Genomic DNA, 25,505 nt, shown 5'->3' on the forward strand with positions numbered 1-25,505 from the left:
ATGTGCTCGACAGTAGTCGTGAAAACGCAAAAAGCCAGCTCCCATTGGCTGGGAACTGGCTTTTTGAAGCTCAGAAAAAAACTAAACGCCCAGCAGCAAACGGCTTGGGTCTTCGAGCAACTCCTTCACGCGTACCAGGAACGATACCGACTCGCGGCCGTCGATGATGCGGTGGTCGTAGCTCAGGGCCAGGTACATCATGGGCCGAATCACGACTTGTCCATCCTCGGCTATGGGCCGCTGGATGATGTTGTGCATGCCCAGGATGGCCGACTGCGGGGCGTTGATAATCGGCGTACTCATCATGGAGCCGAAGATGCCACCGTTGGTGAGTGTGAATGTACCGCCGGTCATCTGCTCGATGGTCAGCTTGCCGTCGCGGGCCAGCTTGGCCAGCCGCACTACTTCCTTCTCGATGCCCTCGAAGCTCAGCGCTTCGGCATTCCGAATGACCGGCACCACCAAACCGCGCGGCGACGATACGGCGATGCTGATGTCGCAGAAGTCGTTATACACGATGTCGATACCGTCCAGCTGGGCATTTACGGCTGGCCACTCCTGCAAGGCCACGCATACAGCTTTGGTGAAGAAGGACATGAAGCCCAAGCCTACCCCGTTTTTCTCTTTGAACTGGTCCTTGAATTTGGTGCGCAAATCCATAATGGGCTGCATGTTCACCTCGTTGAAGGTGGTGAGCATGGCCGTCTCATTTTTCACCGTTACGAGGCGACGGGCAATAGTCTTGCGCAAATTGCTCATCCGCTCCCGGCGCTGGTTGCGGTTGCCGGTAGGCTCGCTGCCCGGGGCTGGCTGCTGGCTATCAGCCGAAGCTGGCGCGGGCTTAGCAGCCGGCGCGGCGGGCTTAGCCTGGGCATTCTGGGCGTCATCCTTCGTAATGCGGCCGTCGCGGCCGGTGCCGGCAACGTCAGCGGGGCTGATGCCCTTTTCACCCAGGATTTTGCCGGCGGCCGGCGAAGGCGTGCCGGTAGCGTAGCTGCTAGCGTTGCCGCCGGCCGCCGCCGCATTGGCCGGAGCCGCGGCGGCTGGTTTGCCCGAAGCCGCAGGGGCTGCCGGAGCCGCTTTCGCCGCGCCGCTGCCCCCCTCAATGCGGGCCACTACGTCGCCGATGTTGATGGTTTCGCCCTCTTTAGCCGCGTGGCGCAAGGTGCCAGCCGCCTCGGCGGGCAGCTCAAACGTCGCCTTATCCGACTCTAACTCGGCAATAATTTCGTCGCGCTCCACGGCGGCTCCGTCCTCTTTCAGCCACTTGGCCACGGTTACCTCCGTAATGGACTCGCCCACGGCCGGAATTTTCATCTCCACTGTTGCGCCGCCGCTGCTGCTGTTGCCAGCCGGAGCCGCACTGGCCGCACCGCCTTCGGGCTGGCCACCGTAGCCGGCCTGGTCGCTGGCCTGGGGGTTCTCCTCGCCTTGGCTCACCGGATCGGCGGCACCTGTCTGGGCCGGGGCACTGGCGGCCGGAGCCGGGGTTGCCGCGCCACCACCATCAATTTCGGCAATGGTGGTGCCGATATCGATGGTTTCACCCTCCGCTACTTTGATTTTGAGCACACCGGCCGTTTCGGCGGGCAGCTCAAACGTGGCCTTGTCCGACTCCAGCTCGGCAATGATTTCATCGCGCTCCACGGTGTCGCCGTCGGCCTTAAGCCACTTGGCAATGGTTACTTCGGTGATGGATTCGCCAACGGCGGGGATTTTGATTTCCAGACCCATAGGTGGGGGTTTTGAAGGGTTTCGGGGGTGAATATTCGTAAGCTAGTTGGCCGGATAAGGCCTCGTATTGGATGCTTGGGCCGGGGACGGCCGGAAGCGGTTACGGAAGTGATAGGCGGCTTGCAACAATTCTGACACGGCGGGCTCGTCGTTATCGTCGTCATTAGGATAACGAGAGAGTACCGCGTAAGGCGTCAGAAAAGTAGCCAACCGCTCATCCTCGGGCAGGATGGACATGAAGTCCGCCACCAAATAGACCAATTTTTCTAAGTCATGTGTCCGGGGTGGCTCGTGCTGCTCAGCCGTAAGCCAAGCCTTGAGGTATTTCTCGGCGGCTTGTTGGCAATGAAACGCAACTTCAGAAAAAAACTCCGGTGACTCCGCCAACTTCTCGGCGGCCCGCAAGTCGCCATCAGCCTTCCGCAGCCACTGGCCAATCCATTGCTGTTCATCTTGGTTAAGCGGCGGCATACAACTCGCGCCCATCTTGCAGGGCTTTATACTCAACTAGAAAACGGTTTCGCCTGACTCGGTCTAATTCCTCTTCATTAAGTACGAATACATCTATTGCTGGATTGTCGCGGTTTCGGGCTACTGTTCGGACGTCTACAATCCGGTCAATCTTGCGCCGGCTGTCATCGGCCTTGATAACGAGCAAATCTAGGTCGGAGTCCTCCGTTGGAGTGCCGTAGGCGTAGGAGCCGAACAGAATTATCCGGTCGGGCTGGTAGCCTTCCACGATGCGGCGAACAATGGCCTGGATTTGCGCTTCGCTTATCACAGATGTTGCTGATGAGAGGGATGAAAAAGATGCCGTTGGTTTGTTTGGGCAGCAGTTACTTAGCAGATATGGCAAGCGGCGAAGGGTGGTGCTGAATGAAGTGGAAGCGACAAAGGGATAAACCAGGGGCATCCCTTTTATCTGCGACATCTGTGACTTAATCCTGCTTTTTGGCAGTGGCAGTTGCTTCCTCGATTGCCTCGCTGGCTACGGCTTCGCGGGGTTTATCGAAGGCGCGGGCTACCACGTCCTTCTGCTCCTTCACGTGCACTTTGTTGTAGCCGGTGGCCGGCGAAGCCGATGGCTTGCGCGATACCACGTCTTCCAGCTCGCGGCGCATAAAGCGTAGCATGTAGCTCCAGTAGCCCATATTTTCGGGCTCCTCCTGCACCCAGTACACCTTGGCTTTCGGGTACTTGGCCAGCTCGGCGTTCAGCTGCTTCTGCGGGAAGGGGTGCAGCTGCTCGAGGCGCACAATGGCCACGTCCTTGCGGGCTGACTGCTGCTGCTCATCGAGCAAATCGAAGTACACCTTACCCGAGCACAGCAGTACGCGCTTCACCTTCTTGGCTTCGGCGTAATCGTCGCCGAGCACCTCGCGGAAATGGCCGCTGGTGAAATCTTCCACCGGCGACACGCACAACGGATTACGCAGCATCGACTTAGGCGACATGATAACCAATGGCTTGCGGAACTCCCAGGTCAGCTGCCGACGCAGAGCGTGGAAGAAGTTGGCCGGGGTGGTCAGGTTGGCCACGATGATGTTGTTTTCGGCGGCGAGCTGCAAAAACCGCTCGGGGCGGGCGTTGGAGTGCTCCGGACCCTGGCCCTCGTAGCCGTGGGGCAGCAGCATCACGAGGCCGTTCATGCGCTGCCACTTGCTTTCCGAGCTCACAATGAACTGGTCAATCATGGTCTGGGCGCCGTTGGCGAAGTCGCCGAACTGGGCTTCCCACACCACCAGGGCCGTGGGGTTGGCCATGGCGTACCCAAATTCAAAGCCCAGCACCGCGTACTCGCTCAGCAGCGAGTTGTAGATGGCCAGCTTTTCCTGTCCTTCGGCGATGTAATTGAGCGAGTTATAGGGGGCCGACGTTTCGGCATCGTGCAACACGGCGTGGCGGTGCGAGAACGTGCCGCGTTGCACATCCTGGCCACTCACGCGCACAATGTGGTTTTCGAGCAGCAGTGAGCCGTAGGCCAGCAGCTCACCGGCGGCCCAGTTGAGCACCCGCGTTTCGAAGAACATCTTCCGGCGCTCTTCCATCAGTTTCTCAATCTGCTTGAGCGGCCGGAAGCCTTCAGGCAGCGTAGTCAGGGCCTGGCCCACCTGCTGCACCATTTCGGCACTGATGCCAGTTTCCGGCGACTGATCGAAGTCGGCCGAGGTGCTGCGGCGTAGGCTGCGCCACTCGTTTTCCAAGGCTTGGTACTGGTAGGGCAGCTCCTGTTGCTTCACCAAATCGAGGCGGGCCTGCAGGGTGTCGCGGAACTCCTTGTCGAGCTCAGTGGCCAGCTCCGCATCCACGTCGCCGCGCTCCACGAGCATGGCGTTGTACACCTCGCGCGGGTTCTGGTGCTTGCTGATGAGGTTGTAGAGCGTGGGCTGGGTGAACTTGGGCTCGTCGGACTCGTTGTGGCCGTGGCGGCGGTAGCACACCATATCAATAAAGATATCGGCGTGGAACTGCTGGCGATACTCGGTGGCCAGCTGCACGGCAAACACCACGGCCTCGGGGTCGTCGCCGTTCACGTGCAGCACCGGCGCATCAATAATTTTGGCCAGATCGGTGCTGTAAATCGAGGAGCGGGCGTCCTCGAAATCAGTCGTAAAACCAACCTGGTTGTTGATGACGAAGTGAATAGTGCCGCCCGTGCGGTAGCCCTCCAGCTGCGACATCTGGATCAACTCGTAGCCGATGCCCTGGCCGGCCACGGCTGCGTCGCCGTGGATGAGGATGGGGAGCATCTTGTTCAGGTCGCCGTCGTAGCCGTGGTCGAGCTTGGCCCGCACGAAGCCCTCTACTACCGGGTTCACAGCTTCGAGGTGGGAGGGGTTGGGCGCCAGCTTCAGATTTACCGAGCGGCCGTCGACGTCTACCTGGCTGCTATAGCCCATGTGGTACTTCACGTCGCCGTCGCCCATGGTCAGGTCGGGCACGGCCGTACCCTGGAACTCCGAGAAAATCTGCTCGTAGGTCTTGCCCATGATGTTGGCCAGCACATTGAGCCGCCCGCGGTGGGCCATGCCAATCATCACTTCCTCTACGCCCAGCTCAGCTCCCTTGCGGATGATAGCGTCGAGGGCCGGAATGGTGGTTTCGCCGCCTTCGAGCGAAAAGCGCTTCTGCCCTAAAAACTTGGTGTGCAGAAAATTTTCGAATACTACGGCCTCGTTGAGCTTGCTCAAAATCCGCTTCTTATACGCCTTGCTGGGCTTGAAACTCAGCGAGTCCTTCTCCACTTTCTCGCGGAACCAGTCGAGCACCTTGGGGTCGCGGATGTAAGTGTACTCGAAGCCAATGCTGCGGGTGTAAATCTTCTGGAGCGCCTCCACAATCTGGCGCAGGGTCGCGTCGTCGTCGAGCCCCACAATCACCTCGCCGTTGCGGAAAACGGTGTCGAGGTCGGCCTCACTCAGCCCAAACTCTTCGAGCTTGAGGCGGGCGTGGCGGTCTTTCCGCTCGCGCACCGGGTTGGTTTTGGCCACCAAATGGCCGCGGCTGCGGTAGGCGTAAATCAGGTTGCGGACCTGCGTTTCCTTATCGCCGGACACCTTATCGACCGACCGGATGCTGGGGGCATCGTTGGTGCTGGCCGAGGTCGTGAGTACGCCTTCGCCATCGGCCTGCGGCATGTCCCCATCGGGGTACTGCTGCGAAAAGTCGAAGCCCTCGAAAAACTTGCGCCACCCGAAATCAACTGACTCGGGGTCTTGCTGGTAGCTGCGGTAAAGCTGGTCGATGTACTCGCCGTGGGCGTTGGCGATATAGGAATACTGGTCCATGCGGGGGAATTGGTGGGGTCAGGGAGTAAAGATAAACAGACTGACTAAAAGGAAAAAAACCATATTCGCATCCTCAAATAAACGTGACTATCAAGAATGTAAATGGGCGCCGGCCAAATAAGGGTAGTCAGCAAGCTAAAGCTATTGAAATAAACAGAGAAGCCGTTACCCTTTAAAGGGAAACGGCTTCTCTGGGCTCAGGGATGCGCTTATTTTGGCAGCGTCATCTTAAAGATGTGGTAAGGCTGATCCTGCCGGCCCACGCCTTGGTTCCAAGTGGCCGTTTTATGGATGGCCGAGTTGGTCACGTAAAGCGTGCGGCCATCAGCCGAAAAGGCAAACGTGTCGGGCCACTCCAAACGTGGGTCCTGCACCGCCGTCTCTATTTTGCCCTCCGGCGTACGCCGTTTGATAGAGTGGTCCTCGAAAGCGCTCAGATACAGGTTGTTCTGGGCGTCGAGAATCATGCCGTCGGAAGCGGGCACCTTGCCCAGGTCCTCAATCTGACTGATCAACTGGGCCTCCGAGAGGGCAGGGTTACGCAGGGCTTCGGTCTTGATGCGGTACAGGGCGTAGCTGGTCAGCGGCTTCCAGTACAGGTACTGGCCGTCTTGGCTCAGGGCAATACCATCGGCGTTGAACTGGCCCTGCTTGCCGGTCGGGTCGACGAGCAGCTTGCCGTCGGCCTTGATGTTGAGCGTCGTGTCACCCATCATCGACTTATGGCCGGCCAGCAGGCGGCGGGCCTTGCCAGTTTGCAAATCGACTACCACGAGGCTGCCAATGCCCGACTCGGTGATATAAGCATACTTGGTTTTCGGGTCGACGCGCACGTCGTTGAGGTAAGACTTACGCGGGGCCACGCTTTCGGGCAGGGCAATGTTCTGTACTACTTGGTTCGTAGCCGGGTCGATCTTGACGAGCTTCGGCCCGCCGGGCACGGTGCCCTTAATACCAGGCGAAGCGGGGTCGAGCACCCACAGCATGCCGGCCGGGTCGGCGTACACGCTTTGGGGGCAGATCCAATGTTTCTGAGGCTCGTTGCGCACGGTTTCGTCCCACTTGCACCACTCGGCGCTGGGGTAGGGCTTCAGCGAGTTGTCGGCCCCGATTTCGGCAATGGGAGCAATGGGGTTGTTGTCCCAGCGCGGAAAGTCGCCGAACACGCGGCCATCGGGTAGCACGGCCACGCCCACTATCTGAGGCTCCCGGAACTGCGCTACCACTTGCAAGGGCGAGTCCGCAGGAGCCTGGGGCGCGGCCGAACCCAGCGAATCGGCCGTGCTGGTGGCATTTTGGGCCGTGGCCGGGGAGGAGGAAGGCGAGGAGCAGGCAGCCGTCAGGCCAGCGGCCAGCACTAGGCCGGCAGCGAAGCCGCTCAGCCAGCGGCGGGAGAAAGGAGAGGAGCGCATAGGAAGGCGACGAAACTAGTATTAGGATATTCCGGCCCCAGAAAAGCGAGCGGAAGCCTGTGCATACGTTGGGTCGATGGCCGGGTTCCGGTCGCGCTCCGATCAAAACCTGCCGCGCCGCTACGGTGTTGCCAGCCTATATAGCTGGGCCCCACTGCCAGAAGCGCGCTAGCAGCGCATAGAAGAGGGTTTTGGGCCGTTTAATAAAAAGCCTGTATCTTTGGCCCCTTCAAAGAAAAAGCGCTTAAGAAGTTCAATCAAAAATAAAGATTGTGCTATTTAAGCCTCGTTTTCTTCTTCTTTCTACTGCCTTCGGCCCATTGGCCGCTATCATAAATAAGGAAACGCTAATTTTTTAAAAAAAAGTGTTTTCCTCCATAGCCGAGTCAGGCCGGCTGCCCACCCTCTCCGGGCCAAGCGAGAGTCCACTAGCCCAAACGCCATGTCCATTGCGTTATTCCTGTTAACTTTCCTCTTCCCCCCCCACACTGTTTCCTCGTCGGCGCTGGCTCTCCCTTCCACCGTCGCCACCCTGAGCCCCCGTCCGGTAGCCATTGCGCTGCCGGTGTTGCCCCTCAAAAAGGCCCCCAAAACTGTGTCGTACCGCGTGACGGCCACCACTTACTGGCCCGAAGTAGGCCAGACGGACGATAACCCGATGGAAACCGCCGATGGCTCCATCATCCCCCGGCGCCACTCCAGCAAAACCCGCTGGCTGGCCGTATCCCGCGACTTGCTCAGCAAGTGGGGCGGACCGTTTAAGTACGGCGAAAAAGTCCGCGTCAGCGGCATGTCCGACGACCTTGATGGCGTCTACATCATCCACGACACCATGAACCGCCGCCACCACCACTGCGTGGACGTACTGGTAAATGAGCGCGAATGCAAAAGCGGCATGGAAGGCCGTTGGTCGGGCATTCAGCTCAAAAAGCTTGGCCCTGAGCCCGTGTGGCAGGCCGGATAATACCAGCTATTGGCTGTTAGTAGGCTGCAACTTCTCTGCTGAGAAGGCTGGGCACTACTCCTTTCCCCTGTACTTCTTATCTACTCCTTTTCCGGGTACCGCGTCAGGTGCCGGGGCTGCCCCTCTGCGTCGTGGAGGTAGCTCAGCGGGAAGGTGGGGTCGGCGAGGATGTCGGACAGCAGAATATGCCAGCGCTTCCACATTTCCAGCAACGACTGGGCGTAGGCACTATTGTCCCAGGGATTGAAAATTTCGCCCGTTACATCGTCAATCAGCGCGTCGAGCACCACTTCCTGGTCGCCGGGCTTTAGTGGGCGCGGGAAATAATCGGGCACCACATTGAGCAGGTAGGCAGCATAATACACGCGGGCCTTGAACTCGGCGGTCTGCACCGGGTGTAAAGGGCGGCGAGCCTGCTGATACACCCGGCCCATTGCTCGCGCAATCAGGCCATTGTCGACCAGGCAAGCGACGAGCACGGTTTCGTCGAGCTTGATGCTGAACGCCAGCGTACTCAGGTCATCGTCGTACTCGAACGTCATATCGTCTTGGGCGGGGTCGGTTTCGAGGATGAACACCGAGCCCGGCACGAAATCGTCGTACTCCATGGGTACGCGCAGAGCCTGCAGGGGCCGGAAAAAGGCTTGAAAGCGGCGGAACATCTGGGCGTTTTCGGCCAGCGGGTACTGTGGCACCGCCAATGGGTCGAGCTCATTAAGCAGTTCCGTCACCAGAATGCCGTAGAACATCTTGCCCAGCCACAGAAACAGCGTCTGCTCATCCAACTCGCGGAACCCGCGCACGCCCTGCCAGCTAATGGTTTCGATGTGCGCCTCCAGCGGCTCGACGTGTTGGGTGCGGCACCGGGCGCAGCATGCAATGCGCAACTCTGGATAGGCCACGATGCGCATATCGAGCAGTTTGATGGAACGCTCGCGGAGTTGGTAACGGTCGAGGAGCCAGTCGGCGAACACCGGAACTGTATCCTGGGGCGGCGTAGTAGTCGTGCCACATAAAAAACAAGCCCCCGGCCCGAAGCGCATACCTTCGAAGGGGTCGTAGAGCGTCAGGGCGGGGGCAGGAAGTGTCAAGGGCAGTCGGTCGTTGATCGGGTGGCGTTACCTGCGGGCAGTTTTGGCCGGGCCAGAACGACTACGGAGGCTAACGGGCCACAAATAACGGGAAACGAACCCCGAAAACCGAACGGTGCTAACGCGAAAGCAGGGAGCCCAGCTTTGTGAGCCGCTTGCCCAGTTGGGCCAGTGGGGCCGCGTAACCACCCGAGGTTTCTTCCGCAATTTTGGTGGTTTCGTTCCCCAACGAGGCAATGGTTTCGGCTAGGTCGTGGGTCTGGGTGTCGGAAGCCGTTAGCTGTTCGCGCACCAGGTTCAGCTCCTGAATAACCTTGGCCAGGCCCGGGCGTTCCGAAGCTTTCAGCACCTCGGCCCAACGGTCGATTTCGGCCAGCGCCTGCCCCTGGTCGGGCGACTCGGCGCTGAGTAGCGTGAGCGTATCGGTGAGCAGGGCCGAATTCTGCTGGTCGGTAACCGTGAGCGGTACGGTGGGCGTAGGCTGGTGCTGGGGAGTGGGGGCAGTAGAATCCATAGGATAGAGGTCAGGCGGGGGTATTTACAAAGAAAGACTACCCGGCTATACTTGCCTGCGGCCGGAAAAGTTGGCGTATCCGGGCGGCGGTGGCGTGCGTACGCTACCTTTGTGCCGGCCTGTATGGGTCGGAAAGTTGCGGCCACGCCGCCTGTTCATGCTGCACCAGTACCAACCCGCCCCGTTTTCCTCCCCCATCCGTCAGCAGCAGTTTGAGGCCGTAGCCGCCGCGCTGGCCGCCGAAGCCGGTGCCCCCCCCAGCCTGTTGCTGGGCCAGGTGCCCCTGCCGGCCGGCGAAGCCCCCCTCGATGCCCTGCTAGTGCGCCCCCGCAGCCTCACCATCGTGCAGCTGCTGCCCGCCGGCGGCGAGCTGGAAATACCCGATCTGCGAGTTGGGCCCTGGTACCTCGATGGTGCGCTGCTAGAGCTGCCCACCCCCGAAGCCGACGAGGCCGACAACCCCTTTGCCCGTTTCGAGCGGCAGCGGACCGCCCTGGCCGCCGCGTTGGCGCCCCATCTGCCGGCCGAGGTGGCCAACCTGCAATTTATTACCGGGCTGGTGCTGTTCAGTGCCCCCGTGCAGTTCGGGGCCGGGGTAGAGGCCCGGATGGGCGCCGTGCCGGCCGCTTCCACCTTTCATCTTCTCCCCGACCCCAGCCGGTTCACGCGGCGCCTGTCGCAGCTGGCTTCGCCCGAAATCGACCTGACCCCTACCGACTTCGAGCAGGTGGCAGCGCTCCTGATGGGGGTAGAAGGACTCGTGGGCCCAGCCGCCGCGCCAACCCTAGCTGCGGCGGCTGCTCCAGAAATGGCCCCTGTGGCCTCGGAAGCCGAACCGGCCGGTGCCGGGGAACAGCTGCGCTGGCGGGCCGGGCAGCTATGGCGGTGGCTGGGGGCCGAAGATATGGCCGAACTCGACCGTACTTCCACGGGCTACGAAATCGACCTCGATACGCACTACCAGGAGAAACAGGCACTGGAAAACCTGCGCCAGCAGCTTCAGCAGCAGATGCAGCAACAGCTGACCGCCCTCGAAGCGCGCGAAACAGACCGCGAGCAGCGTATGGCCGAGTTACAGCAGCAGCTGAAGGCGGCTCCCGTCGCGCCCGAAGCCCCCGACCTGGCCGCCCGCCTGAGCGCCGAGCAGCAGGAGAAACAGGCGCTGGAGGCCGCCATCGGCCGCCACCGCACCGACTTGGAAGCCCGCAACCAGGAACTAGGCCAAAAAATCCGGCAGCTCGAACAGCTCATCACGCAGCTGGCTACCGCCCCGTCTGGGGCCACCGATGCTGCCCCGGCCGCCCCGGTGCTACCGCCTGCATCACCAGCCCCCAGACCTGTGGGAGTCGCTCAACCGGCCCCCGCTTTACCACCCCCCGCTGGCCGGCTGGCCGGCTGGCCGAAGGGGCGGCCCAGCCACTGGGCTCGGGCGCAGGTGGTTGGCCGGCGGCTGGCGGAGGAGGCACGAAATGCCATTGGCGGGCGCCTGGCGGCCCTGCCACCCCGCCGCCGCTACGCGGTGCTGGCCGGTGGGGTCGCCCTGGTATTGGGGCTGGCACTGGGCGTAACTCGGTGCGGCCCCGAAGAGCCGCTGCTGTTCGAACAGAATGGGCAGTACGGGTTGCTGAGGCCCAATGGTGACACGCTTGCTCCCGCCCGCTACGCCCACATCGGCGAGTTTCAGGCCGGGCGGGCAGTAGTGGAGCAGGCGGGCGTATTCGGGTTCGTGGCCGCCGACGGTACGGAAGTCATCAAGCCCGCCTACGACGCCCTGTACCCCTACGCCGATGGCTACGCCCGCGCCCGGGCCGGAGGGCTCTACACGTTTCTGGGTGAGGATGGCGAGGAATTCAGTGCGTTTTATTACGCGGCCCGCAATTTTTCGGAGGGCCACGCGGCGGTGCTCACCGCCCGGGGCTGGCACTACATCCAAGGGAGCGAGGAGCCCACCGCGCCCGTTATCTTTCAGGAGGCTTACTCCTTCGACCAGAAGCTGGCCCGCGTGAAAACGGGTGGCTACTTCACTTTCATTGGCCCCGACTACCTGGCCGATACCACCGCCGGCAGCGCCCCCTTCGGCCGTTATGCCAGCGCCACCGACTTCGATGACCAGGGGCGGGCGCGGGTCAGCCAGCAAGGGCGCACATTCTTCATCGACCGGCAAGCGCAGGAGGTGAAAGAGTAGCGGCCCGGCCGGCGCTAGTCGTTGTGCTTGCGCTTGTGTTTGCCCTTTCCTCTGCCCTTTTTGCCCATCCAAAACTCGATGCCGGTGCGTGGCTGCCCGACCTGCGTGGTGGTGCTTCCCGCGTCGTGCAGCAGCAGGCGGCCGCGGCTGTCTGGTTCGGCCCGGGCTGCCTCGCCAAGCATGGTGCAGCCCTGCCCATCGCGCAGTTCGGTGCGGCGGCCATCACGCTCTACTACCCAGCCGTCGCGGGTAACGCGGCGGCCATTGGGCAACTGCACGTCGTGGGGCATGGGCCTTACTTCACCATTGCGCACCAGAAACATGGTGCCGTCGCGTCGCTGGAAACCGTCGTTGGCCTGGGCCGAAGCCAAATGAGTCAGTAGAAAGCAGACGAACAAGAGCAGGTAAACGCGCATAGGTTGGTAATGGAGCGATGTGGGGCCGTTGGAGGCGGGTTTTCCATACGGTGCCGGTTGGCCGGGGTTGAAAAGGGCCAGCCAGCCGGTGCCCAAGCGCATACCCTGCACTCGACGCCAGTTGGTTAATTCCCCGCGCTACCCAACTAAGTGTAACTGCAAAGGACGGATAATGCTATCATGTTTTTGTAGCGGTGGCGGCTCCGAGCACACTAGGAGCCGGGTAAGGGCCGTGCGCGAAAGTGCTGCTACACCAATGGGTTACCTTTTAACTGTGGCGCTTATTAACGCTCATCCAATCCGCTGTTGGCAACCTTCTATTCACTTTTGACTTCCCTTGTGATGAAAACCTTGCTCAAAACCCTGTTCGTTGCTACCGCCGTTGCTTTCACCGCTACTTCCTGCACCCAGGAAGGCCAGCAGAACGCCGAAGCCGCCGCTGCCAACACCGAAGCCGCTGCCGAAAACGCTGGTGATGCTGCTGCTGCCGAAGCCAACAACGCTGCCAACGCCACCGACGACGCCTTGGAAAACACCGGCCAGGCCATCGAGAAGACGGCCGATGCCGCCGCCGCCAATACCGAAGCTGCCGCCGACAAAGCTGCTGCCGAAACCAAAATGGCCACCAACAAAGCTGCCAACAAAGTGGATGCCGCCGCCGGCGACGCCAAAGCCGAAATGAACGCCGCCACCCGCAACAACTAACTGAATTTTGCTGGCCAACTGGCTGCTCATCAGTCAACGGCCCAGTAAATTTTATTTCACGCGAAGAGGCCCGAGCTATTGCAGTAGCTCGGGCCTCTTCGCGTGGCAGCCAACGGGTCACGCCGCTCGTCAGGCCGGGGTGGGGGCCAGATCGGGAGTGGTGGCCAGCTCCACCAGCACGGTGTAGTAGGGGCGGCTTTGCACCCGCGACCGGAGCCAGCTAAAGAAGCTTAGCGCCTGCAAATCCTCCTGCTCCTGGGGCACGAAGGCCGGAATCTGGAGCATGCGCGCGGCAAAATCGGGGGTGCGGGCGGCGGCGGGGTCGTCGAACACCTCGCCCACCAGTTGCAGGTAGCAGAGCACGGCTGCATAGCCACCCCCATCGGCCCCAAATCGCTCCTTCACCAGCCGCTCGATGGCCCGCAGCCGGTTGAAGGCCAAGTCGGGGTTGCCCAGCTCGAACTGAATCAGCATCTCGCCCATGTTGCGGTTGATAACCCATTCCACGCCCATTTCCTGCTCGCAGAAGTGGTCGGTGCGCCCAATGGCCTGGAGCACTTGGTTGGCCTTCTGGAATTGGCCCTCGGCAAAGTAATGGAAGCCCAGCCCGAGCCGGGCCGTGAGCTCTTCGCGGGGTGCCAGGCTGAGCTGGAGCACCTGTTCGAGCAGCCCGATGCCCTCGGCGTTGCGGCGCAGAAAGGCATAGTTGGCGGCCAGCAGGAAGTTGTAACGGGGCCACATGGCGTCCCGGTGCAGGCGCGGACCCGCCTCCAGCACCTGCCGCAACCGCTCCAGATACGTCACCGACTCGGCGAAGCGGCGGGTGCGGTACAGGGCGTGGGCAATCATGAACAGTAGCCCGAGTTGGGCCTCACGGTGGGCCGTGGCGAAGCCGTGGCGCTTCTCCATCAGGTGGTAGCAGCGCATCACGAAGGGCGCGAAGGAGGAGTAGTCGCGGCGCACGAGCATGGCCGCCCGGGCAATCGACATGAGCCGAAATAGTAGCGTGGGCCGGCGGGCAAAGGCCTCCTGCAAATCGTATTCGCGCAGTACCTGATCCAGAATCTCATCAAACGACTCGCCGGCCCGGCCCTGCACGCGGGCCTGGCGCAGGCGCTGGCGAATGATGCTGTCGGCAATATTAGCCCGCTCCTCCTCGTCGGCATCTTTTTTATTGAGGTGGCGGCGGCGTACAATATCGGTCAGCTCGTCGGCGTGGGGGCTGTAGGCACGGGCAATCTGGAGGTTGTACACGGCATTGAGCAGCTCGTACTGCTCGTTGGTGCGGGCCAGCTTCTCGGCCTTGCGCAGCGTGCTCCAGGCCAGGCGGCCCACCCCCGCCTCGAACAAGTAGTGGGCCAGCGTGAGCAGCCCCCGCACCGAAGCCGCCGCCGTGGGGTCTTGCTGGTGCTGGCGCAGGAGCAGGAAATCCATGAGGTGGCGCATCAGGCGCTTGCGCAACGCGTAGTAGGCCACGGCGTTGGGTTCGGCCGGGTAAAGCTGAGCCAGCAGCTCGTCGGTAGAACGTTCGCGGACCTGCAGCAACAGGTCGTAGAGGCGCAGGTCCATGCGGCCCTTCTGCTTGCGCCGCTGCCGCTGAATAAACTGCCGAAACTCCTTGCGGTCGTCGGGCGGGAAAGTGAGCAGGGTAGTTCTTAAATCATCCATGGATAGGAGAAGTGGGCGGCCGGTAGCCGATGATTGCTATAAAGCCCGATTTATTGTGCGTAATTTATTTAAATTCAATCATTTAAAGCATGATGAGGCCGTTTTATTAAGTCTGAATATAGCATCTTATCGTTAGCATTGGGGCGAGGTAAGGAGTACATTTCCTAAAAATTACCACTCTCTATTCCCCATCCCATGCTGCCTCGCTTACTCGCCTTCCTGTTTTTACTGCTGGCTCCGGCCGCTGCTCTGCGGGCCCAGGACCTGCTAACCCGGCAAACCGGGGAAGAAATCAACGTAAAAGTGGTGGAGATAACGCCCGCCAACATCATGTATCGCCGCACCGACAACCTCGATGGCCCGCTGATTACGGTGCGCAAGGCGGATGTTTTCATGATTCGCTACGCCAACGGCACCAAAGAAGTGTTCGGAGTGGGGCCCATACCGGCCGCCCCGGGAGTGGCCGTCCCCTCGTACGTTGGGCCCGCCGTGCCCGGCGACGAGCCGTTCGCCGATCCGACCGTGGGCCTGAGTGGTCCGCGAATAGGTGTCACGGTGCTCACGGGCCGGGTGGCCGATAAAGCCAAGCGCGATTACCAGGTGAATCCGTTTCTGACCCAGTTTGGCTGGCAGTTTGAAACCCGCATTTTCCGCCTCTCCTCGGGTCTATCGGGCCTGTTCGAGTTCGTGCCGCTCATTGCGGGACTGGAGCAGGGCAAGTTCATCCCGAGCCTGAACGCGCTGGTAGGCATCCGCGGCCCCAAGGGCTTCGAGTTTGGCGTGGGGCCCAACGTTACGCCCGTTAGCGCCAACATTGCCCTGGCAATCGGCACCTCATTCAAGATAGAGGAAGTGAATTTCCCGGTTAACTTGGCGGTGGTGCCCGGCAATGGCGGGCTGCGTTATAGCCTGCTGGTGGGCTTCAACTACCGCCGCCGGTAGCCGCCCTGCTGCCGCTACATGCCTGCTTTGCTCTGCTGCTACTGCCGGGCGGACGGGTTTCACTGACTTTCTAAAGAAGATGACGATGCGTTTGCTGACTGCTTTTTCCTTATTGCTGGGGCTACTGCTGGTGGCCAGCCTGGGCCGGGCCCAGCAGGGCGCTCCGGCCGCCGATTCGGCGGCCCGGCCAACGGTTGGCGCGCGACCGGAGCAGCCCCGCCGGCTACCGATGTTATAGTGCTTACCAACGGCGACGAGCTGCCCGGCCGGGTGCTGGCTATCCTGCCCGGCTACATCCGCTACCTGGCCGCCAGCCCCGGCCCGGCTGGTACCGCGCCCGATACCCTGCAATTAGCCACCGCACAGGTGTTTCTGATTCGCTACGTCAACGGTACCAAAGATGTGTTCCGGCCGGCCGCAGCGGCGTCAGAGGCAGCTTCGCCCTTGCTGGGCCTGAGCACCGAACAGCGCTACGAGCGGGGGCGCCAGGACAGCCGCCGATACTACCAACCCGCGAAAGGGGTGTTCTGGGGCACATTTGCCGGCACGGTGGCTACTGGCGGCTATGGTGGTCCCGTAGTGGGCGGGGCTATTGCGCTTACGCCACCGAGCCGCTCTAATCTGAACGCCCCCGAAACAACCCTGCTCAACGACCCGGCTTACTACAAAGGGTACCGCCAGCAGGCCCAGAACCGCAAACTGGGCAAGGCCGCGGCCGGTTTTGGCGTGGGCTTAGGAGCATTGGCAACCATCGGGGTTATCATATTTATTGCGGTTGTCAATAGCTTGTAGGGAGTTGATGCGGCCCACTCAACCTTCCAACTCAACAGTGCGTACAAGGGCTACTTTCCACCTTAACTTTCCCTTATCATGGACGCTAATAACAACGGCATCGACGACAGCACCGAACTCCGCGCCCGCGGCAACTGGAACGAAATCAAAGGCCAGACCAAGCAGAAGTGGGGCAACCTCACCGACAACGACCTCGACTACGAGGAAGGCAAGCAGGATGAGTGGTTCGGCAACTTGCAGGAGAAAACCGGCGAGACAATGGACGACATCAAAAGCTGGTTCAAGCGCACTTTCTAGTTGCTTTTACGCATACAGTAACCCAACCGCCCGCTGCCATTTCGGCAGCGGGCGGTTGACGTATAGCGGAGGCCGAAAAATAGTGACGACACAGTTGATGTATTTTAAAACAAATTAAGTATATGATTATTTATATTAGTGGCCATGATAACGCAACTGGAGGAGGTTAGGACGCTGGGTAATAAGTCCCTGATAGCACTGCCCAAAACGGTGATGCTGTGCTCCCGTGAGTATCCTCCTGGTATTGAGCATTCCATTCTGTTGTGGGCTATGGAGCAGCGTCAGTTGGGCCACTGCATCGCCTCGGGCTTTCATTCGCAACTGGAGCAGACCATTCTGCGGTTTTTGCGTCAGGATGTTCATCAGCCCATTATTTATGCCCTGGGGCGGGGTATTCAGCCCGGAATGCGCTTCGATTACGAGGCTGACCTGGATGCGGGCCACTTGCTGTTCGTTTCGCCCTTCGAGCCAGACGTGAAAACCGTGACCCAGGAAACGGCCGATATCCGTAACCTGCTGCTGGCCGATATGGCCGATACCTTCTTTATTCCCTACATGACACCCGGCGGTAATCTGGCACGGCTGCTCGAAACGCGCGTAGCTTGCCACAAGCCAGTATTTACGCTCGACGTGCCTTCCAACGCAGCCCGCTACAGCCCGCAGGCGCGCATTTATCAGCCCCTGAGCCTGCTGGGCGGGTCGCGAACCAACCTTTAGGCAGGTAGTAGGCGTAAAAGGGGGGCCGGCAACCTGTTAGTGGGTTCTGGCAGTCACTACTCGTCCCTCTTTCCATGTCTGTTTCCGATACTCTGCAGGGCGCCATGCCCACCAGTCCTTCCGCCGGCATCCGGGCCCTGGCCCGCTTTGGCTTTGCTGCCAAGGGCACCGTGTACGCCCTGATGGGTGCCTTGGCCCTGCTCGCCGCTACTGGCCAGCAGGAGGGCCAGACGGCCGACAAGAAACAAGCCGTCCAGAGCCTGCAAAGTCTGCCCGGCGGCTCGATATTGCTGGGCCTGATTGCGTTCGGGCTGCTGGGCTACATTGCGTGGCGGCTGGTGCAGGCTTTTAGCGACACCGAAAATAAGGGCTCCGACGCGAAGGGCCTGGCGCGGCGCGTCGGCTATGCCGCCAGCGGCCTCGTGTACGCCAGCCTGGCCTGGTACGCCGGCCAGCTGGCCTTCAGCGGCTCGGCCGACAGCGGCAACGGCAAGGAAACCCTCACAGCCAAAGTGCTTGGCTGGCCCGGGGGCGAATGGCTGGTGATGCTGGCCGGAATAGCGACCATTGGTGTGGGCCTCTACCAACTCTATCAGGCGTATTCGGGCAAATTCCACAAAAACGTGCAGGGCAGCGATATTCCGGCCGGCCAGCAGAACACAGTGTATCGGTTGGGCCAGGTAGGCTATACCGCCCGCGGCGTGGTGCTGGGTATCGTGGGCTATTTCTTCGTGCAGGCCGGCCTGCAGTCGCGGGCCGAGGCTACCGGTAGCACCGACCAAGCTTTCGACCTGCTGGCTAGCATGGGCCCGGTAGTACTGGGCGTAGTGGCCCTGGGGCTATTGGCGTATGGGATCTATATGCTAGTGCAAGCTAAATACCCGGTCCTAAAGATCTGACCGCCGCTTCTGGCTGTCGTTACGCTTCCTCGCTCTGGAGCTGCCGTTCGTAGAGGGCGCGGTAGAGGCCCTGCTCGTCGCGCATGAGCACTTCGTGGGGGCCATGCTGCACAATCTGGCCGTCGTCAAGCACCAGGATTTCGTCGGCCAGCTTCACCGAACTCACGCGGTGGCTGATGATGAGGCTGGTGCGGTTGTGCATGATGCGCTGCAAAGCCCCTAGAATGGCGTTTTCGGTATCGGTATCAACAGCCGACAAGGCATCATCGAGAATCAGGATTTTTGGTTCCTTGACCAAGGCGCGGGCGATGCTGACGCGCTGCTTCTGGCCGCCCGAAAGCGTGATGCCCCGTTCGCCAAGCTTGGTATCGAAGCCCTGCGGGAAGTCGATGATGTTGTCGTAGACGTTGGCGTCGCGGGCGGCTTGCAGCATCCGCTCCTCACTGGGGGCATCGAGGCCGAAGTTGATGTTGTTGCGGATGGAGTCGGAAAACAGAAACACATCCTGGGGTACGTAGCCGATCTGGCTGCGCAGCGATGTAATAGTGAGGTCACGCACGTCCACGCCATCGACGCTGATGCTGCCTTCGCTCACATCGAAAAGGCGCGAGAGCAGGGCTGCTACGGTGCTTTTGCCCGAGCCGGTGTTGCCGATAACAGCCAGCGTCTGGCCCGGCCGAATGCGGAACGACACGTCGCGCAGGGCCTGAATGCCGGTATCGGGATACGTGAACGAGACGTGTTTGAACTCGATGTCGCCCTTGATGTCAAGTTCAATATCCTGCCGTGACACGATATCGGTTTTCTGGTCCATGAACTCGTTGATGCGGGCCTGGGAGGCCTCGGCCCGCTGCACCAGCGAGGAAGTCCAACCCAGGGCCGTAACGGGCCAGGTGAGCAGGTTCACGTAAATCAGGAACTCGGCAATGCTGCCCGTCGTGATGGTGCCCCGGATAACTTCCTGGCCGCCAATCCAGACGGTGATAATCGTGCTCAACCCAATCAGAAACAGAATCAAGGGGAAAAACAGCGAGTTGACGAAGTTCAGACTCAGCGACTTTTCCTTGTACTCGTTGGAAGCCTCCGTGAACTGCCGGTGCGAGTCCTCTTCGCGCACGAACGATTTGATGACCCGAATACCCGAAAAGGCCTCCTGCACAAAGGTCGTCATGCCCGACAACGAGCGTTGGATTTCGTCGGACTTGCGCTGGATGATGTTGTTGACGTAGAAAATACTCACGCTCAGTACTGGCAGCGGCAACAGCGTATAAAGCGTCAGCTTCACGTTCACCATCAGCATGAGCGGCACGATGAGCACGAACAGCAGCACCAGCTGCATAAAGTACATGATGGCCGGCCCGATGTACATCCGCACCCGGCCCACGTCCTCGGAAATGCGCGACATCAAATCGCCGGTGCTGTGGCGGCGGTAGAAGCTCAGTGGCAGGCTCTGGTAATGCTGGTAGATTTCGTTTTTCTGGTCGTTTTCCACCAGCCGGCTCATCACGATGAGGGTTTGGCGCATGAAGAACAGGAAAATGCCCCGCAGCAGGGCCATGAGCAGAATCAGGGCCCCGTAGAGCAGCACGTTGCGCCCGAACAGCTCGTAAACCTGGCTCTGGGCCTGGGTGCCGGCGTAGAGGTGGTAAAGGTCGATGCCCTCGCCCACCAGATCGAAGGCGTAGCGCACGATCTGGGCCGGAAAAATGGCCAGCAGCGTACTCAGACCCACAAATAGCACGCCCCCGAGGAAGTGCCACTTGTAGCGGAGCAGGTATTTATTGGTAGCGGAAAGAGCGGCCACGAGGGGAAATTGAGAAGGGTGGAAGGCGGGAAGTTAGAAAGTTAAAAAGGGCAGAAAGGGTTTCAGGTGGGAAAGCGCCGGGCACTTTCCGACTTCCCAAGTACCTAACTTCCAAACTCCCGCAAATCGGCGTACTTTTGCACCCGCGTTGCGGGGGCCGCCAGGGCCGAAACCGGGAAGCGGAGTTCATTGAGCGAGGGAGAAACAGCCGCAGGCCGTTGTCAGTCGTTTAAGAGCCGCGCGTTGGTTACGGGCCATTGGCCGCCGCAAAGGTACACCAACCCACCCTACCTCCCACCCAATTCCCACCCATCCCCCCCACGTTATGGTTGAAACGCAAGTAGTAACCGACTCCTCCCTTTTCGGACAGATTGCCGAGCACCAGCACGAGCAAGTGGTATTCTGCCACGACCACGAAACGGGCCTGCGCGCCATCATCGGCATCCACAACACCGTGCTGGGCCCGGCCCTAGGCGGCACCCGCATGTGGCACTACGCCTCCGACGCCGAAGCCCTCAACGACGTGCTGCGCCTGAGCCGCGGCATGACCTACAAGGCCGCCATTTCGGGCCTCAACCTGGGCGGGGGCAAAGCCGTCATCATTGGTGATGTGGGCATGAAAACCGAGGCGCTGCTGCGCAAATTCGGCCGCTTCGTGCAAAACCTCAACGGCAAGTACATCACGGCCGAGGACGTGAACATGACGACCCGCGACATGGAGTTCATCCGCATGGAAACCAAGCACGTATCGGGCCTGCCCGAGAGCATGGGCGGCAGCGGCGACCCCTCGCCGGTAACGGCCTACGGCACCTACGTGGGCATGAAAGCCGCCGCTAAGCGCGCCTTCGGTTCCGACTCGCTGGCCGGCAAGCGTATTGCCGTGCAGGGCATGGGCCATGTGGGTACCTACCTGCTGGAATATCTGCAGAAGGAAGGCGCCCAGCTTATCGTGAGTGACTACTACGAAGACCGGGCCCTCGACGCGGCCAACCGCTTCGGCGCCCAGATGGTGGGCCTCAACGAAATCTACGACCAGGACGTGGACATCTATTCGCCCTGCGCTTTGGGCGCCACGCTCAACGACGACACCATTCCGCGCCTCAAGTGCCAGGTGGTGGCCGGCTGCGCCAACAATCAGCTCGCCAACGAAAACATCCACGGCCCCGAGCTCGTGCGCCGCGGCATCGTGTACGCCCCCGACTTCCTCATCAACGCCGGCGGCCTCATCAACGTGTACTCGGAAGTAGTGGGCGGCAACCGCGAGGCGGCCCTCATCCAGACCGAGAAAATCTACGACATTACCACCCAGGTGCTCAACAAAGCCGAGCAGGAGGGCAGCCACCCCCAGGCTGCCGCCACCCGCCAGGCCGAGGAGCGCATTGCCGCCATCGGCAAGGTCAAATCAACCTATTAATTGAGTTGCTAATTGCTGGTTGTCAGTTGTCAGATTGTTCTCGTGAGAGACAACCCAACAACTGACAGCCAGCAACTGGCAACTGACAACTCTACCCCATGCTCAACCGTCGCACGCTTCGTATCAAGGTCATGCAGGCCCTGTACGCCTATCATCAGGCCGTCGGGTCCGATTTTTCGTTGGCTCTTGACCGCGTGGCGGATGCCTTCGCGCCCGACCTGAACCTGCCCGTTCCGCAGGACCGCAAGCTGCTTCAGGGCCAGCGTAAGATGGCCGAGGTAATTTTGAAAGACTGGCACAAGACCGGCGAAACCCCCGAACCGACCAACGACGCGGAGGTGAACGATGCCGTGCAGGACGCCATGAAGTTCTACCGGGCGGCTGTAGCGAAGGATAAAACCTACTACGCCGGCCAGCTGGTGAGCGGGGCCGAGGGCATTCATGACCAGTACCTGCACCTGCTCAACATCCCGGAAGCATTGCTCCAGGTGATTGAGGAAGAACGTGTGCGCGACTCGCGCCGCCTCACGGCGGCCAAAGAGCCGCTGCTCGACGCTTCACGGCTGCTAGAAAACAAGGCCATTGAGAAGCTCATTGGCAACCTGCAGCTTCAGGCCCTCACCATCCGGCGCAACCAGAAGTGGCACGGCCAGCCCGAGCTGGATGCGCTGCGCACCGCTTGGCGCACCGAGATGAAGCAGGATGCCGAGCTGCTGAGCTACCTGGCGGCCCCGGCCGGCAACTACCAGGAAGACCAGGAAATCCTCAAGCACCTCTACAAGGAGTACGTGTTCAAGGGCACGGCCCTGCCCGAGTACATTGAGGAGGACGACCAGAACTGGGAGGAGAACCGCTCGGTGGTGAAAAACCTGGTGGTGAAAACGGTGAAGATGCTCGATGAGGCCGCCGACGAAGAGCTGGTGCTCATGTCGCTCTCGGCCAACTGGACCGAGGACAAGGAGTTTGCCGAAAGCCTCTACCAGCAAACGCTGGCCGACGATGGCAAGTACGAGAAGCTCATTGCCGACTCGTCGCAGAACTGGGATGTGGAGCGCGTGGCCCTCACCGACAAGATTCTGCTGAAAATGGCTCTCTGCGAAATGCACCTGTTCCGGGCCATCCCGGTGAAAGTGACCATCAACGAGTACATCGAAATCAGCAAGCTCTACAGCACGCCCAAGAGCAAGCAGTTCGTCAACGGTATTCTCGACAAGCTGGCTCAGGACTTAACCGCCAGTGGAGATATCCGGAAGTCGGGCCGCGGCCTGCTCGACAACCAATAAGTAAGGTAGGAAGGTGATGAGTCTGACGTTCGAAGGGCCATGCTGCGCAAGTAGCGCAAGCAGGGCCTTCGAACAGCAAATACGCCCTTTTACCACCTTGCTAGTTCACATTGGCACCCCCGGGTATCTTAACGGCTCGTTTCTGCGTAAGCCTGTATAGTCTCCTTTCCTAGTTCTTACCACCCTGTACTCACTCTAATAACCAGAAATATGGGTAGCAAAACCACCACTGGTATTCTGTGCTTCACCGGCGGCGCCCTCACCGGGGTTGTTGTTGGATTTCTATTCGCCCCCGAAAAAGGCCGCGAAACCCGCAGCTGGCTCAGCTATCAGCTCGAAAAGTACCGCGAAACCCTGGCCGAACTCACCGAAAACCTCGTCACGAGCCGTTCCGACCAAGGGCCTAGCTCGGCCAAGAGCGAGGGCCAGCGCGTGATTCAGGATGCCAAAAGCAAGGCTGAACAGCTGCTCGGCGACGTCGACCAGCTGATTGACCAGATTAATTCGCGCAAAACGCTGTAGGCTGAAGCGCCGAAAACGCCGATGTGCCGGAGTGCTGATCAAACCAATCGGCATTTCGGCACATCTTCATTTTCAGCAACCGCCGGGTATCGGTACCTTTGCCGGAAGTTTGTGCCCTTTGGGCGCGGCGGCAGGCCCACCTAACCGGTCGGGGCCACTCTTTAGCAAAACAATCAACCAGTAAATCAATCAGATGCAACTCATCACGCTCATTCCCGGCGACGGTATTGGTCCCGAAATCACGAAAGCAGTAACCGATATTTTTGCCGCCGCCGAGGTGCCGGTGCAGTGGGAGGAGCAGAACGCGGGCCAGACCACGTTCGACCAGTCGGGCGAGCTGATTCCGCAGGCCTTGCTGACGTCGCTAGAGAAAAACCGGGTGGCCCTGAAAGGCCCCATCACGACGCCCGTGGGCAAGGGTTTCCGCAGCATCAACGTAACGCTGCGCCAGAAGTACAACCTCTACCAAAACGTGCGGCCGGCCAAAACCACCGAGGGCATTGCCTCCCGCTACGCCGATTCGGGCATTGATTTGGTGCTGTTCCGCGAGAACACCGAGGGCTTGTACGCCGGCCTCGAAATTTTTGACGAACACAACGGTATTGCTGACTCCATTGCCCGTAACACGGTGGCCGGAGCCCACAAAATATGCCGCGCCGCCTTTGCCTACGCCGCCAAGAATGGCCGCAAAAAGGTGACGCTGGCCCACAAAGCCAATATCTTGAAAGTGGCGGGCAAAGTGATGCTCGACGCGGCCCAGGACGCCGCCCGCGAGTTTCCCGAGATTCAGTACGAGGAGAAAATCATCGACAACATGTGCATGCAGCTGGTGACTAAACCAGAGCAATTCGACGTGATTGTAACCACCAACCTGTTCGGCGACATCCTCTCCGACCTCTGCGCCGGCCTCGTGGGCGGCCTGGGTGTGGTAGCCGGGGCGAATATCGGCGACGATATGGCCATTTTTGAGGCCGTGCACGGCTCGGCCCCCGATATTGCCGGCCAGGGCAAAGCCAACCCCACCGCCCTGCTCCGCTCGGCTCTGATGATGCTCCACCACATCGGGGAGCACGCACAGGCCGATAAGATCGAGAAAGCCCTCAACCTGACCCTGCGCAACAAAGCCCAGTGCACCGGCGACCTTGGCGGCCAAGCCTCGACCAGCGAGTTCGCCCAGAACATCATCGCGAACTTCGGGAAGTAGGAAAGTGTTTGGGTACTGGCCGTGCGCTGATAGTCGCTTTTAGCACCCCTGCCGGTAAACAGCAACTCCGCACTCCTTACCTTTGCTTTTTGCATTGCTTCACAAGATTTCCTTTCTGATTTACAGCCATCTATGAAAAGCACCCTGTTTTCTGCCGTTTTGCTTTCCGGGGCCCTGCTGTTGGGCGCCTGCAACAACAACAAGGGCGAAGTAGGCACCGAAGGCATGAACGCCGCCGCCGTCGATGCCAACGCTACCGCCGCTCCACTCGTCGATAACCCCAACGTGACCGACGAAATGGCCGCGCCGAACCCCAACGCCCCGGTGATGACATTCGCCGTGGCCGACCATGAATTCGGCGACATCGCGCCGGGTTCGGTCGTGAAGCACACCTTCGAGTTCACCAACACCGGCAAGTCGCCGCTTATCATCGAAAACGCTACCGCCAGCTGCGGTTGCACTACGCCCAACTGGACCAAGGAGCCCATTCAGCCCGGCGCCAAAGGCATGATTGACGTGCAGTTCGACTCGCACGGCAAAACCGGGATGCAGAACAAGGAGGTAGCCATTCAGGCCAACACCCAGCCCAGCATCACTAAAGTGGTCATCAAAGCCAACGTACTGCCCGACGGCCAGAACGGCCCGGTACGCCAGTAGCATCATGTTTTTCAGTCAGGCAGCCGGGGCGAAGCTACTTCGCGCCGGCTGCCTGATTTTCGGGCCGCCCTGGTCCACTCATTTTTCCTGATTTTCCGCTCATGTTCGCTTCTCTTCTGTTGCAAGCTGCCGCCGCGGGCGGCCTCTACCAATACCTGCCTCTGGTTGCCATGGCGGGCGTAGTGTACTTCTTCATGATCCGGCCCCAGCAGAAGCGCTCGGCCGACGCCAAAAAATTCCGGGCTGCGCTGGCCAAAGGCTCTAATGTGGTAACCATCGGCGGCCTGCATGGCAAAGTCGTGGACCTGAGTGACGAGTCGGTAACGGTGGAAGTGGATAAGGGCGTACGCCTGCGCTTCGACCGCTCGGCCATTGCCCGCGAAATAGCCAGCAAAAGCACAGTAGCGGCCGTTTAGCTACGGCAGTTGGTTGCTGAAACTCAGCCTGGGCTCGCCAGAGTGCGCCGGGCGTAGTATCTTGTCATTTCCGGATATTCC

Annotated in this window: 25 protein-coding genes; 15 read left to right on the plus strand and 10 right to left on the minus strand. The window is 60.4% G+C overall.

The features are described 5' to 3' along the window. Positions 1 to 81: 81 nt before the first annotated feature. The 5 genes from odhB to CDA63_RS04600 form a co-directional block, all read right to left on the minus strand. On the minus strand, positions 82 to 1,734 hold the full coding sequence (gene odhB, locus CDA63_RS04580; protein ID WP_088463273.1) for a 2-oxoglutarate dehydrogenase complex dihydrolipoyllysine-residue succinyltransferase: 1,653 nt from the start codon (positions 1,732 to 1,734) through the stop codon (positions 82 to 84). 42 nt (positions 1,735 to 1,776) lie between these two features. Then, on the minus strand, positions 1,777 to 2,205 hold the full coding sequence (locus CDA63_RS04585) for a HEPN domain-containing protein (protein ID WP_088463346.1): 429 nt from the start codon (positions 2,203 to 2,205) through the stop codon (positions 1,777 to 1,779). Further along, positions 2,192 to 2,515, minus strand: a complete 324-nt coding sequence (locus CDA63_RS04590; RefSeq protein WP_199797490.1) for a nucleotidyltransferase domain-containing protein — start codon at positions 2,513 to 2,515, stop codon at positions 2,192 to 2,194. Before CDA63_RS04590 ends, CDA63_RS04585 begins: the two co-directional genes overlap by 14 nt. A 157-nt stretch (positions 2,516 to 2,672) precedes the next feature. Beyond that, positions 2,673 to 5,522: a 2-oxoglutarate dehydrogenase E1 component gene (locus CDA63_RS04595; protein WP_088463274.1), complete on the minus strand. Its 2,850-nt coding sequence runs from the start codon at positions 5,520 to 5,522 to the stop codon at positions 2,673 to 2,675. A gap of 209 nt (positions 5,523 to 5,731) precedes the next feature. Continuing rightward, complete coding sequence (locus CDA63_RS04600; protein WP_088463275.1) at positions 5,732 to 6,934, minus strand: SMP-30/gluconolactonase/LRE family protein; 1,203 nt, start codon at positions 6,932 to 6,934, stop codon at positions 5,732 to 5,734. A gap of 442 nt (positions 6,935 to 7,376) precedes the next feature. Here CDA63_RS04600 and CDA63_RS04605 point away from each other — a divergent pair, with 442 nt between their 5' ends. Further along, on the plus strand, positions 7,377 to 7,898 hold the full coding sequence (locus CDA63_RS04605) for an RlpA-like double-psi beta-barrel domain-containing protein (protein ID WP_088463276.1): 522 nt from the start codon (positions 7,377 to 7,379) through the stop codon (positions 7,896 to 7,898). Positions 7,899 to 7,978: 80 nt separating this feature from the next. On the opposite strand, the gene CDA63_RS04610 is transcribed toward CDA63_RS04605, so the two are convergent. Together CDA63_RS04610 and CDA63_RS04615 are read right to left on the minus strand one after the other, a co-directional pair. After that, positions 7,979 to 8,989, minus strand: a complete 1,011-nt coding sequence (locus tag CDA63_RS04610; RefSeq protein WP_242434545.1) for a hypothetical protein — start codon at positions 8,987 to 8,989, stop codon at positions 7,979 to 7,981. A 118-nt stretch (positions 8,990 to 9,107) separates the two neighbouring features. Further along, the gene (locus tag CDA63_RS04615; protein WP_088463277.1) at positions 9,108 to 9,503 is read right to left on the minus strand and encodes a hypothetical protein; all 396 of its coding nucleotides are present in this window, start codon (positions 9,501 to 9,503) and stop codon (positions 9,108 to 9,110) included. Between the two features lie 157 nt (positions 9,504 to 9,660). On the opposite strand from CDA63_RS04615, the gene CDA63_RS04620 reads away from it, so the two are divergent. Further along, complete coding sequence (locus tag CDA63_RS04620; RefSeq protein WP_126546730.1) at positions 9,661 to 11,688, plus strand: WG repeat-containing protein; 2,028 nt, start codon at positions 9,661 to 9,663, stop codon at positions 11,686 to 11,688. 14 nt (positions 11,689 to 11,702) lie between these two features. On the opposite strand, the gene CDA63_RS04625 is transcribed toward CDA63_RS04620, so the two are convergent. Beyond that, positions 11,703 to 12,104, minus strand: a complete 402-nt coding sequence (locus CDA63_RS04625) for a DUF6799 domain-containing protein (RefSeq protein ID WP_126546731.1) — start codon at positions 12,102 to 12,104, stop codon at positions 11,703 to 11,705. Positions 12,105 to 12,446: 342 nt separating this feature from the next. Here CDA63_RS04625 and CDA63_RS04630 point away from each other — a divergent pair, with 342 nt between their 5' ends. After that, positions 12,447 to 12,809 carry a hypothetical protein gene (locus CDA63_RS04630; RefSeq protein WP_199797491.1) on the plus strand — a complete coding sequence of 121 codons (363 nt, stop codon included), beginning with the start codon at positions 12,447 to 12,449 and terminating at the stop codon, positions 12,807 to 12,809. Between the two features lie 129 nt (positions 12,810 to 12,938). On the opposite strand, the gene CDA63_RS04635 is transcribed toward CDA63_RS04630, so the two are convergent. Beyond that, positions 12,939 to 14,477 carry a hypothetical protein gene (locus tag CDA63_RS04635; protein ID WP_088463280.1) on the minus strand — a complete coding sequence of 513 codons (1,539 nt, stop codon included), beginning with the start codon at positions 14,475 to 14,477 and terminating at the stop codon, positions 12,939 to 12,941. Between the two features lie 195 nt (positions 14,478 to 14,672). Between CDA63_RS04635 and CDA63_RS04640 the strand changes: the two genes are divergently transcribed. The 6 genes from CDA63_RS04640 (at position 14,673) to CDA63_RS04660 (ending at position 18,124) form a co-directional block, all read left to right on the plus strand. After that, complete coding sequence (locus CDA63_RS04640) at positions 14,673 to 15,419, plus strand: hypothetical protein (RefSeq protein WP_088463281.1); 747 nt, start codon at positions 14,673 to 14,675, stop codon at positions 15,417 to 15,419. Positions 15,420 to 15,498: 79 nt separating this feature from the next. Then, positions 15,499 to 15,657, plus strand: a complete 159-nt coding sequence (locus tag CDA63_RS20765) for a hypothetical protein (protein WP_165768190.1) — start codon at positions 15,499 to 15,501, stop codon at positions 15,655 to 15,657. Then, positions 15,657 to 16,211 (plus strand): hypothetical protein, encoded by a 555-nt coding sequence (locus CDA63_RS04645; RefSeq protein WP_088463282.1) that lies wholly within the window; start codon positions 15,657 to 15,659, stop codon positions 16,209 to 16,211. The genes CDA63_RS20765 and CDA63_RS04645 overlap by 1 nt, the downstream gene beginning before the upstream one ends. A gap of 78 nt (positions 16,212 to 16,289) precedes the next feature. Next, the gene (locus CDA63_RS04650; protein WP_088463283.1) at positions 16,290 to 16,508 is read left to right on the plus strand and encodes a CsbD family protein; all 219 of its coding nucleotides are present in this window, start codon (positions 16,290 to 16,292) and stop codon (positions 16,506 to 16,508) included. Positions 16,509 to 16,652: 144 nt separating this feature from the next. Next, positions 16,653 to 17,225 (plus strand): DNA-binding protein, encoded by a 573-nt coding sequence (locus tag CDA63_RS04655; RefSeq protein WP_126546732.1) that lies wholly within the window; start codon positions 16,653 to 16,655, stop codon positions 17,223 to 17,225. A gap of 74 nt (positions 17,226 to 17,299) precedes the next feature. Next, positions 17,300 to 18,124 carry a DUF1206 domain-containing protein gene (locus tag CDA63_RS04660; RefSeq protein ID WP_088463285.1) on the plus strand — a complete coding sequence of 275 codons (825 nt, stop codon included), beginning with the start codon at positions 17,300 to 17,302 and terminating at the stop codon, positions 18,122 to 18,124. Between the two features lie 19 nt (positions 18,125 to 18,143). Here the strand turns inward: CDA63_RS04660 and CDA63_RS04665 are convergent, their stop codons facing one another. Then, positions 18,144 to 19,928, minus strand: a complete 1,785-nt coding sequence (locus CDA63_RS04665) for an ABC transporter ATP-binding protein (protein ID WP_088463286.1) — start codon at positions 19,926 to 19,928, stop codon at positions 18,144 to 18,146. 325 nt (positions 19,929 to 20,253) lie between these two features. On the opposite strand from CDA63_RS04665, the gene CDA63_RS04670 reads away from it, so the two are divergent. From CDA63_RS04670 to yajC, 6 genes are all read left to right on the plus strand, one after another. Then, positions 20,254 to 21,342 carry a Glu/Leu/Phe/Val dehydrogenase dimerization domain-containing protein gene (locus tag CDA63_RS04670; protein ID WP_088463287.1) on the plus strand — a complete coding sequence of 363 codons (1,089 nt, stop codon included), beginning with the start codon at positions 20,254 to 20,256 and terminating at the stop codon, positions 21,340 to 21,342. A gap of 98 nt (positions 21,343 to 21,440) precedes the next feature. Then, positions 21,441 to 22,625: a transcription antitermination factor NusB gene (nusB, locus tag CDA63_RS04675; RefSeq protein ID WP_088463288.1), complete on the plus strand. Its 1,185-nt coding sequence runs from the start codon at positions 21,441 to 21,443 to the stop codon at positions 22,623 to 22,625. Between the two features lie 210 nt (positions 22,626 to 22,835). Beyond that, on the plus strand, positions 22,836 to 23,147 hold the full coding sequence (locus CDA63_RS04680) for a YtxH domain-containing protein (RefSeq protein ID WP_088463289.1): 312 nt from the start codon (positions 22,836 to 22,838) through the stop codon (positions 23,145 to 23,147). A 193-nt stretch (positions 23,148 to 23,340) separates the two neighbouring features. Beyond that, the gene (locus tag CDA63_RS04685; RefSeq protein WP_088463290.1) at positions 23,341 to 24,351 is read left to right on the plus strand and encodes an isocitrate/isopropylmalate dehydrogenase family protein; all 1,011 of its coding nucleotides are present in this window, start codon (positions 23,341 to 23,343) and stop codon (positions 24,349 to 24,351) included. Between the two features lie 132 nt (positions 24,352 to 24,483). Next, the gene (locus CDA63_RS04690) at positions 24,484 to 25,008 is read left to right on the plus strand and encodes a DUF1573 domain-containing protein (protein ID WP_088463291.1); all 525 of its coding nucleotides are present in this window, start codon (positions 24,484 to 24,486) and stop codon (positions 25,006 to 25,008) included. Positions 25,009 to 25,109: 101 nt separating this feature from the next. Continuing rightward, positions 25,110 to 25,424 (plus strand): preprotein translocase subunit YajC, encoded by a 315-nt coding sequence (gene yajC / locus CDA63_RS04695; protein WP_088463292.1) that lies wholly within the window; start codon positions 25,110 to 25,112, stop codon positions 25,422 to 25,424. Positions 25,425 to 25,505 lie beyond the last annotated feature (81 nt).

The organism is Hymenobacter amundsenii (assembly GCF_002204745.1).
GTDB lineage: Bacteria > Bacteroidota > Bacteroidia > Cytophagales > Hymenobacteraceae > Hymenobacter > Hymenobacter amundsenii.

Bases quoted from the DNA above. Each gene is read 5' to 3' on its own strand.
- odhB (WP_088463273.1), bottom strand. From the start codon at position 1,734: ATGGGTCTGGAAATCAAAATCCCCGCCGTTGGCGAATCCATCACCGAA.
- CDA63_RS04585 (WP_088463346.1), bottom strand. From the start codon at position 2,205: ATGCCGCCGCTTAACCAAGATGAACAGCAATGGATTGGCCAGTGGCTG.
- CDA63_RS04595 (WP_088463274.1), bottom strand. From the start codon at position 5,522: ATGGACCAGTATTCCTATATCGCCAACGCCCACGGCGAGTACATCGAC.
- CDA63_RS04600 (WP_088463275.1), bottom strand. From the start codon at position 6,934: ATGCGCTCCTCTCCTTTCTCCCGCCGCTGGCTGAGCGGCTTCGCTGCC.
- CDA63_RS04605 (WP_088463276.1), top strand. From the start codon at position 7,377: ATGTCCATTGCGTTATTCCTGTTAACTTTCCTCTTCCCCCCCCACACT.
- CDA63_RS04615 (WP_088463277.1), bottom strand. From the start codon at position 9,503: ATGGATTCTACTGCCCCCACTCCCCAGCACCAGCCTACGCCCACCGTA.
- CDA63_RS04620 (WP_126546730.1), top strand. From the start codon at position 9,661: ATGCTGCACCAGTACCAACCCGCCCCGTTTTCCTCCCCCATCCGTCAG.
- CDA63_RS04625 (WP_126546731.1), bottom strand. From the start codon at position 12,104: ATGCGCGTTTACCTGCTCTTGTTCGTCTGCTTTCTACTGACTCATTTG.
- CDA63_RS04630 (WP_199797491.1), top strand. From the start codon at position 12,447: ATGAAAACCTTGCTCAAAACCCTGTTCGTTGCTACCGCCGTTGCTTTC.
- CDA63_RS04635 (WP_088463280.1), bottom strand. From the start codon at position 14,477: ATGGATGATTTAAGAACTACCCTGCTCACTTTCCCGCCCGACGACCGC.
- CDA63_RS04640 (WP_088463281.1), top strand. From the start codon at position 14,673: ATGCTGCCTCGCTTACTCGCCTTCCTGTTTTTACTGCTGGCTCCGGCC.
- CDA63_RS20765 (WP_165768190.1), top strand. From the start codon at position 15,499: ATGACGATGCGTTTGCTGACTGCTTTTTCCTTATTGCTGGGGCTACTG.
- CDA63_RS04650 (WP_088463283.1), top strand. From the start codon at position 16,290: ATGGACGCTAATAACAACGGCATCGACGACAGCACCGAACTCCGCGCC.
- CDA63_RS04655 (WP_126546732.1), top strand. From the start codon at position 16,653: ATGATAACGCAACTGGAGGAGGTTAGGACGCTGGGTAATAAGTCCCTG.
- CDA63_RS04660 (WP_088463285.1), top strand. From the start codon at position 17,300: ATGTCTGTTTCCGATACTCTGCAGGGCGCCATGCCCACCAGTCCTTCC.
- CDA63_RS04670 (WP_088463287.1), top strand. From the start codon at position 20,254: ATGGTTGAAACGCAAGTAGTAACCGACTCCTCCCTTTTCGGACAGATT.
- nusB (WP_088463288.1), top strand. From the start codon at position 21,441: ATGCTCAACCGTCGCACGCTTCGTATCAAGGTCATGCAGGCCCTGTAC.
- CDA63_RS04680 (WP_088463289.1), top strand. From the start codon at position 22,836: ATGGGTAGCAAAACCACCACTGGTATTCTGTGCTTCACCGGCGGCGCC.
- CDA63_RS04685 (WP_088463290.1), top strand. From the start codon at position 23,341: ATGCAACTCATCACGCTCATTCCCGGCGACGGTATTGGTCCCGAAATC.
- CDA63_RS04690 (WP_088463291.1), top strand. From the start codon at position 24,484: ATGAAAAGCACCCTGTTTTCTGCCGTTTTGCTTTCCGGGGCCCTGCTG.
- yajC (WP_088463292.1), top strand. From the start codon at position 25,110: ATGTTCGCTTCTCTTCTGTTGCAAGCTGCCGCCGCGGGCGGCCTCTAC.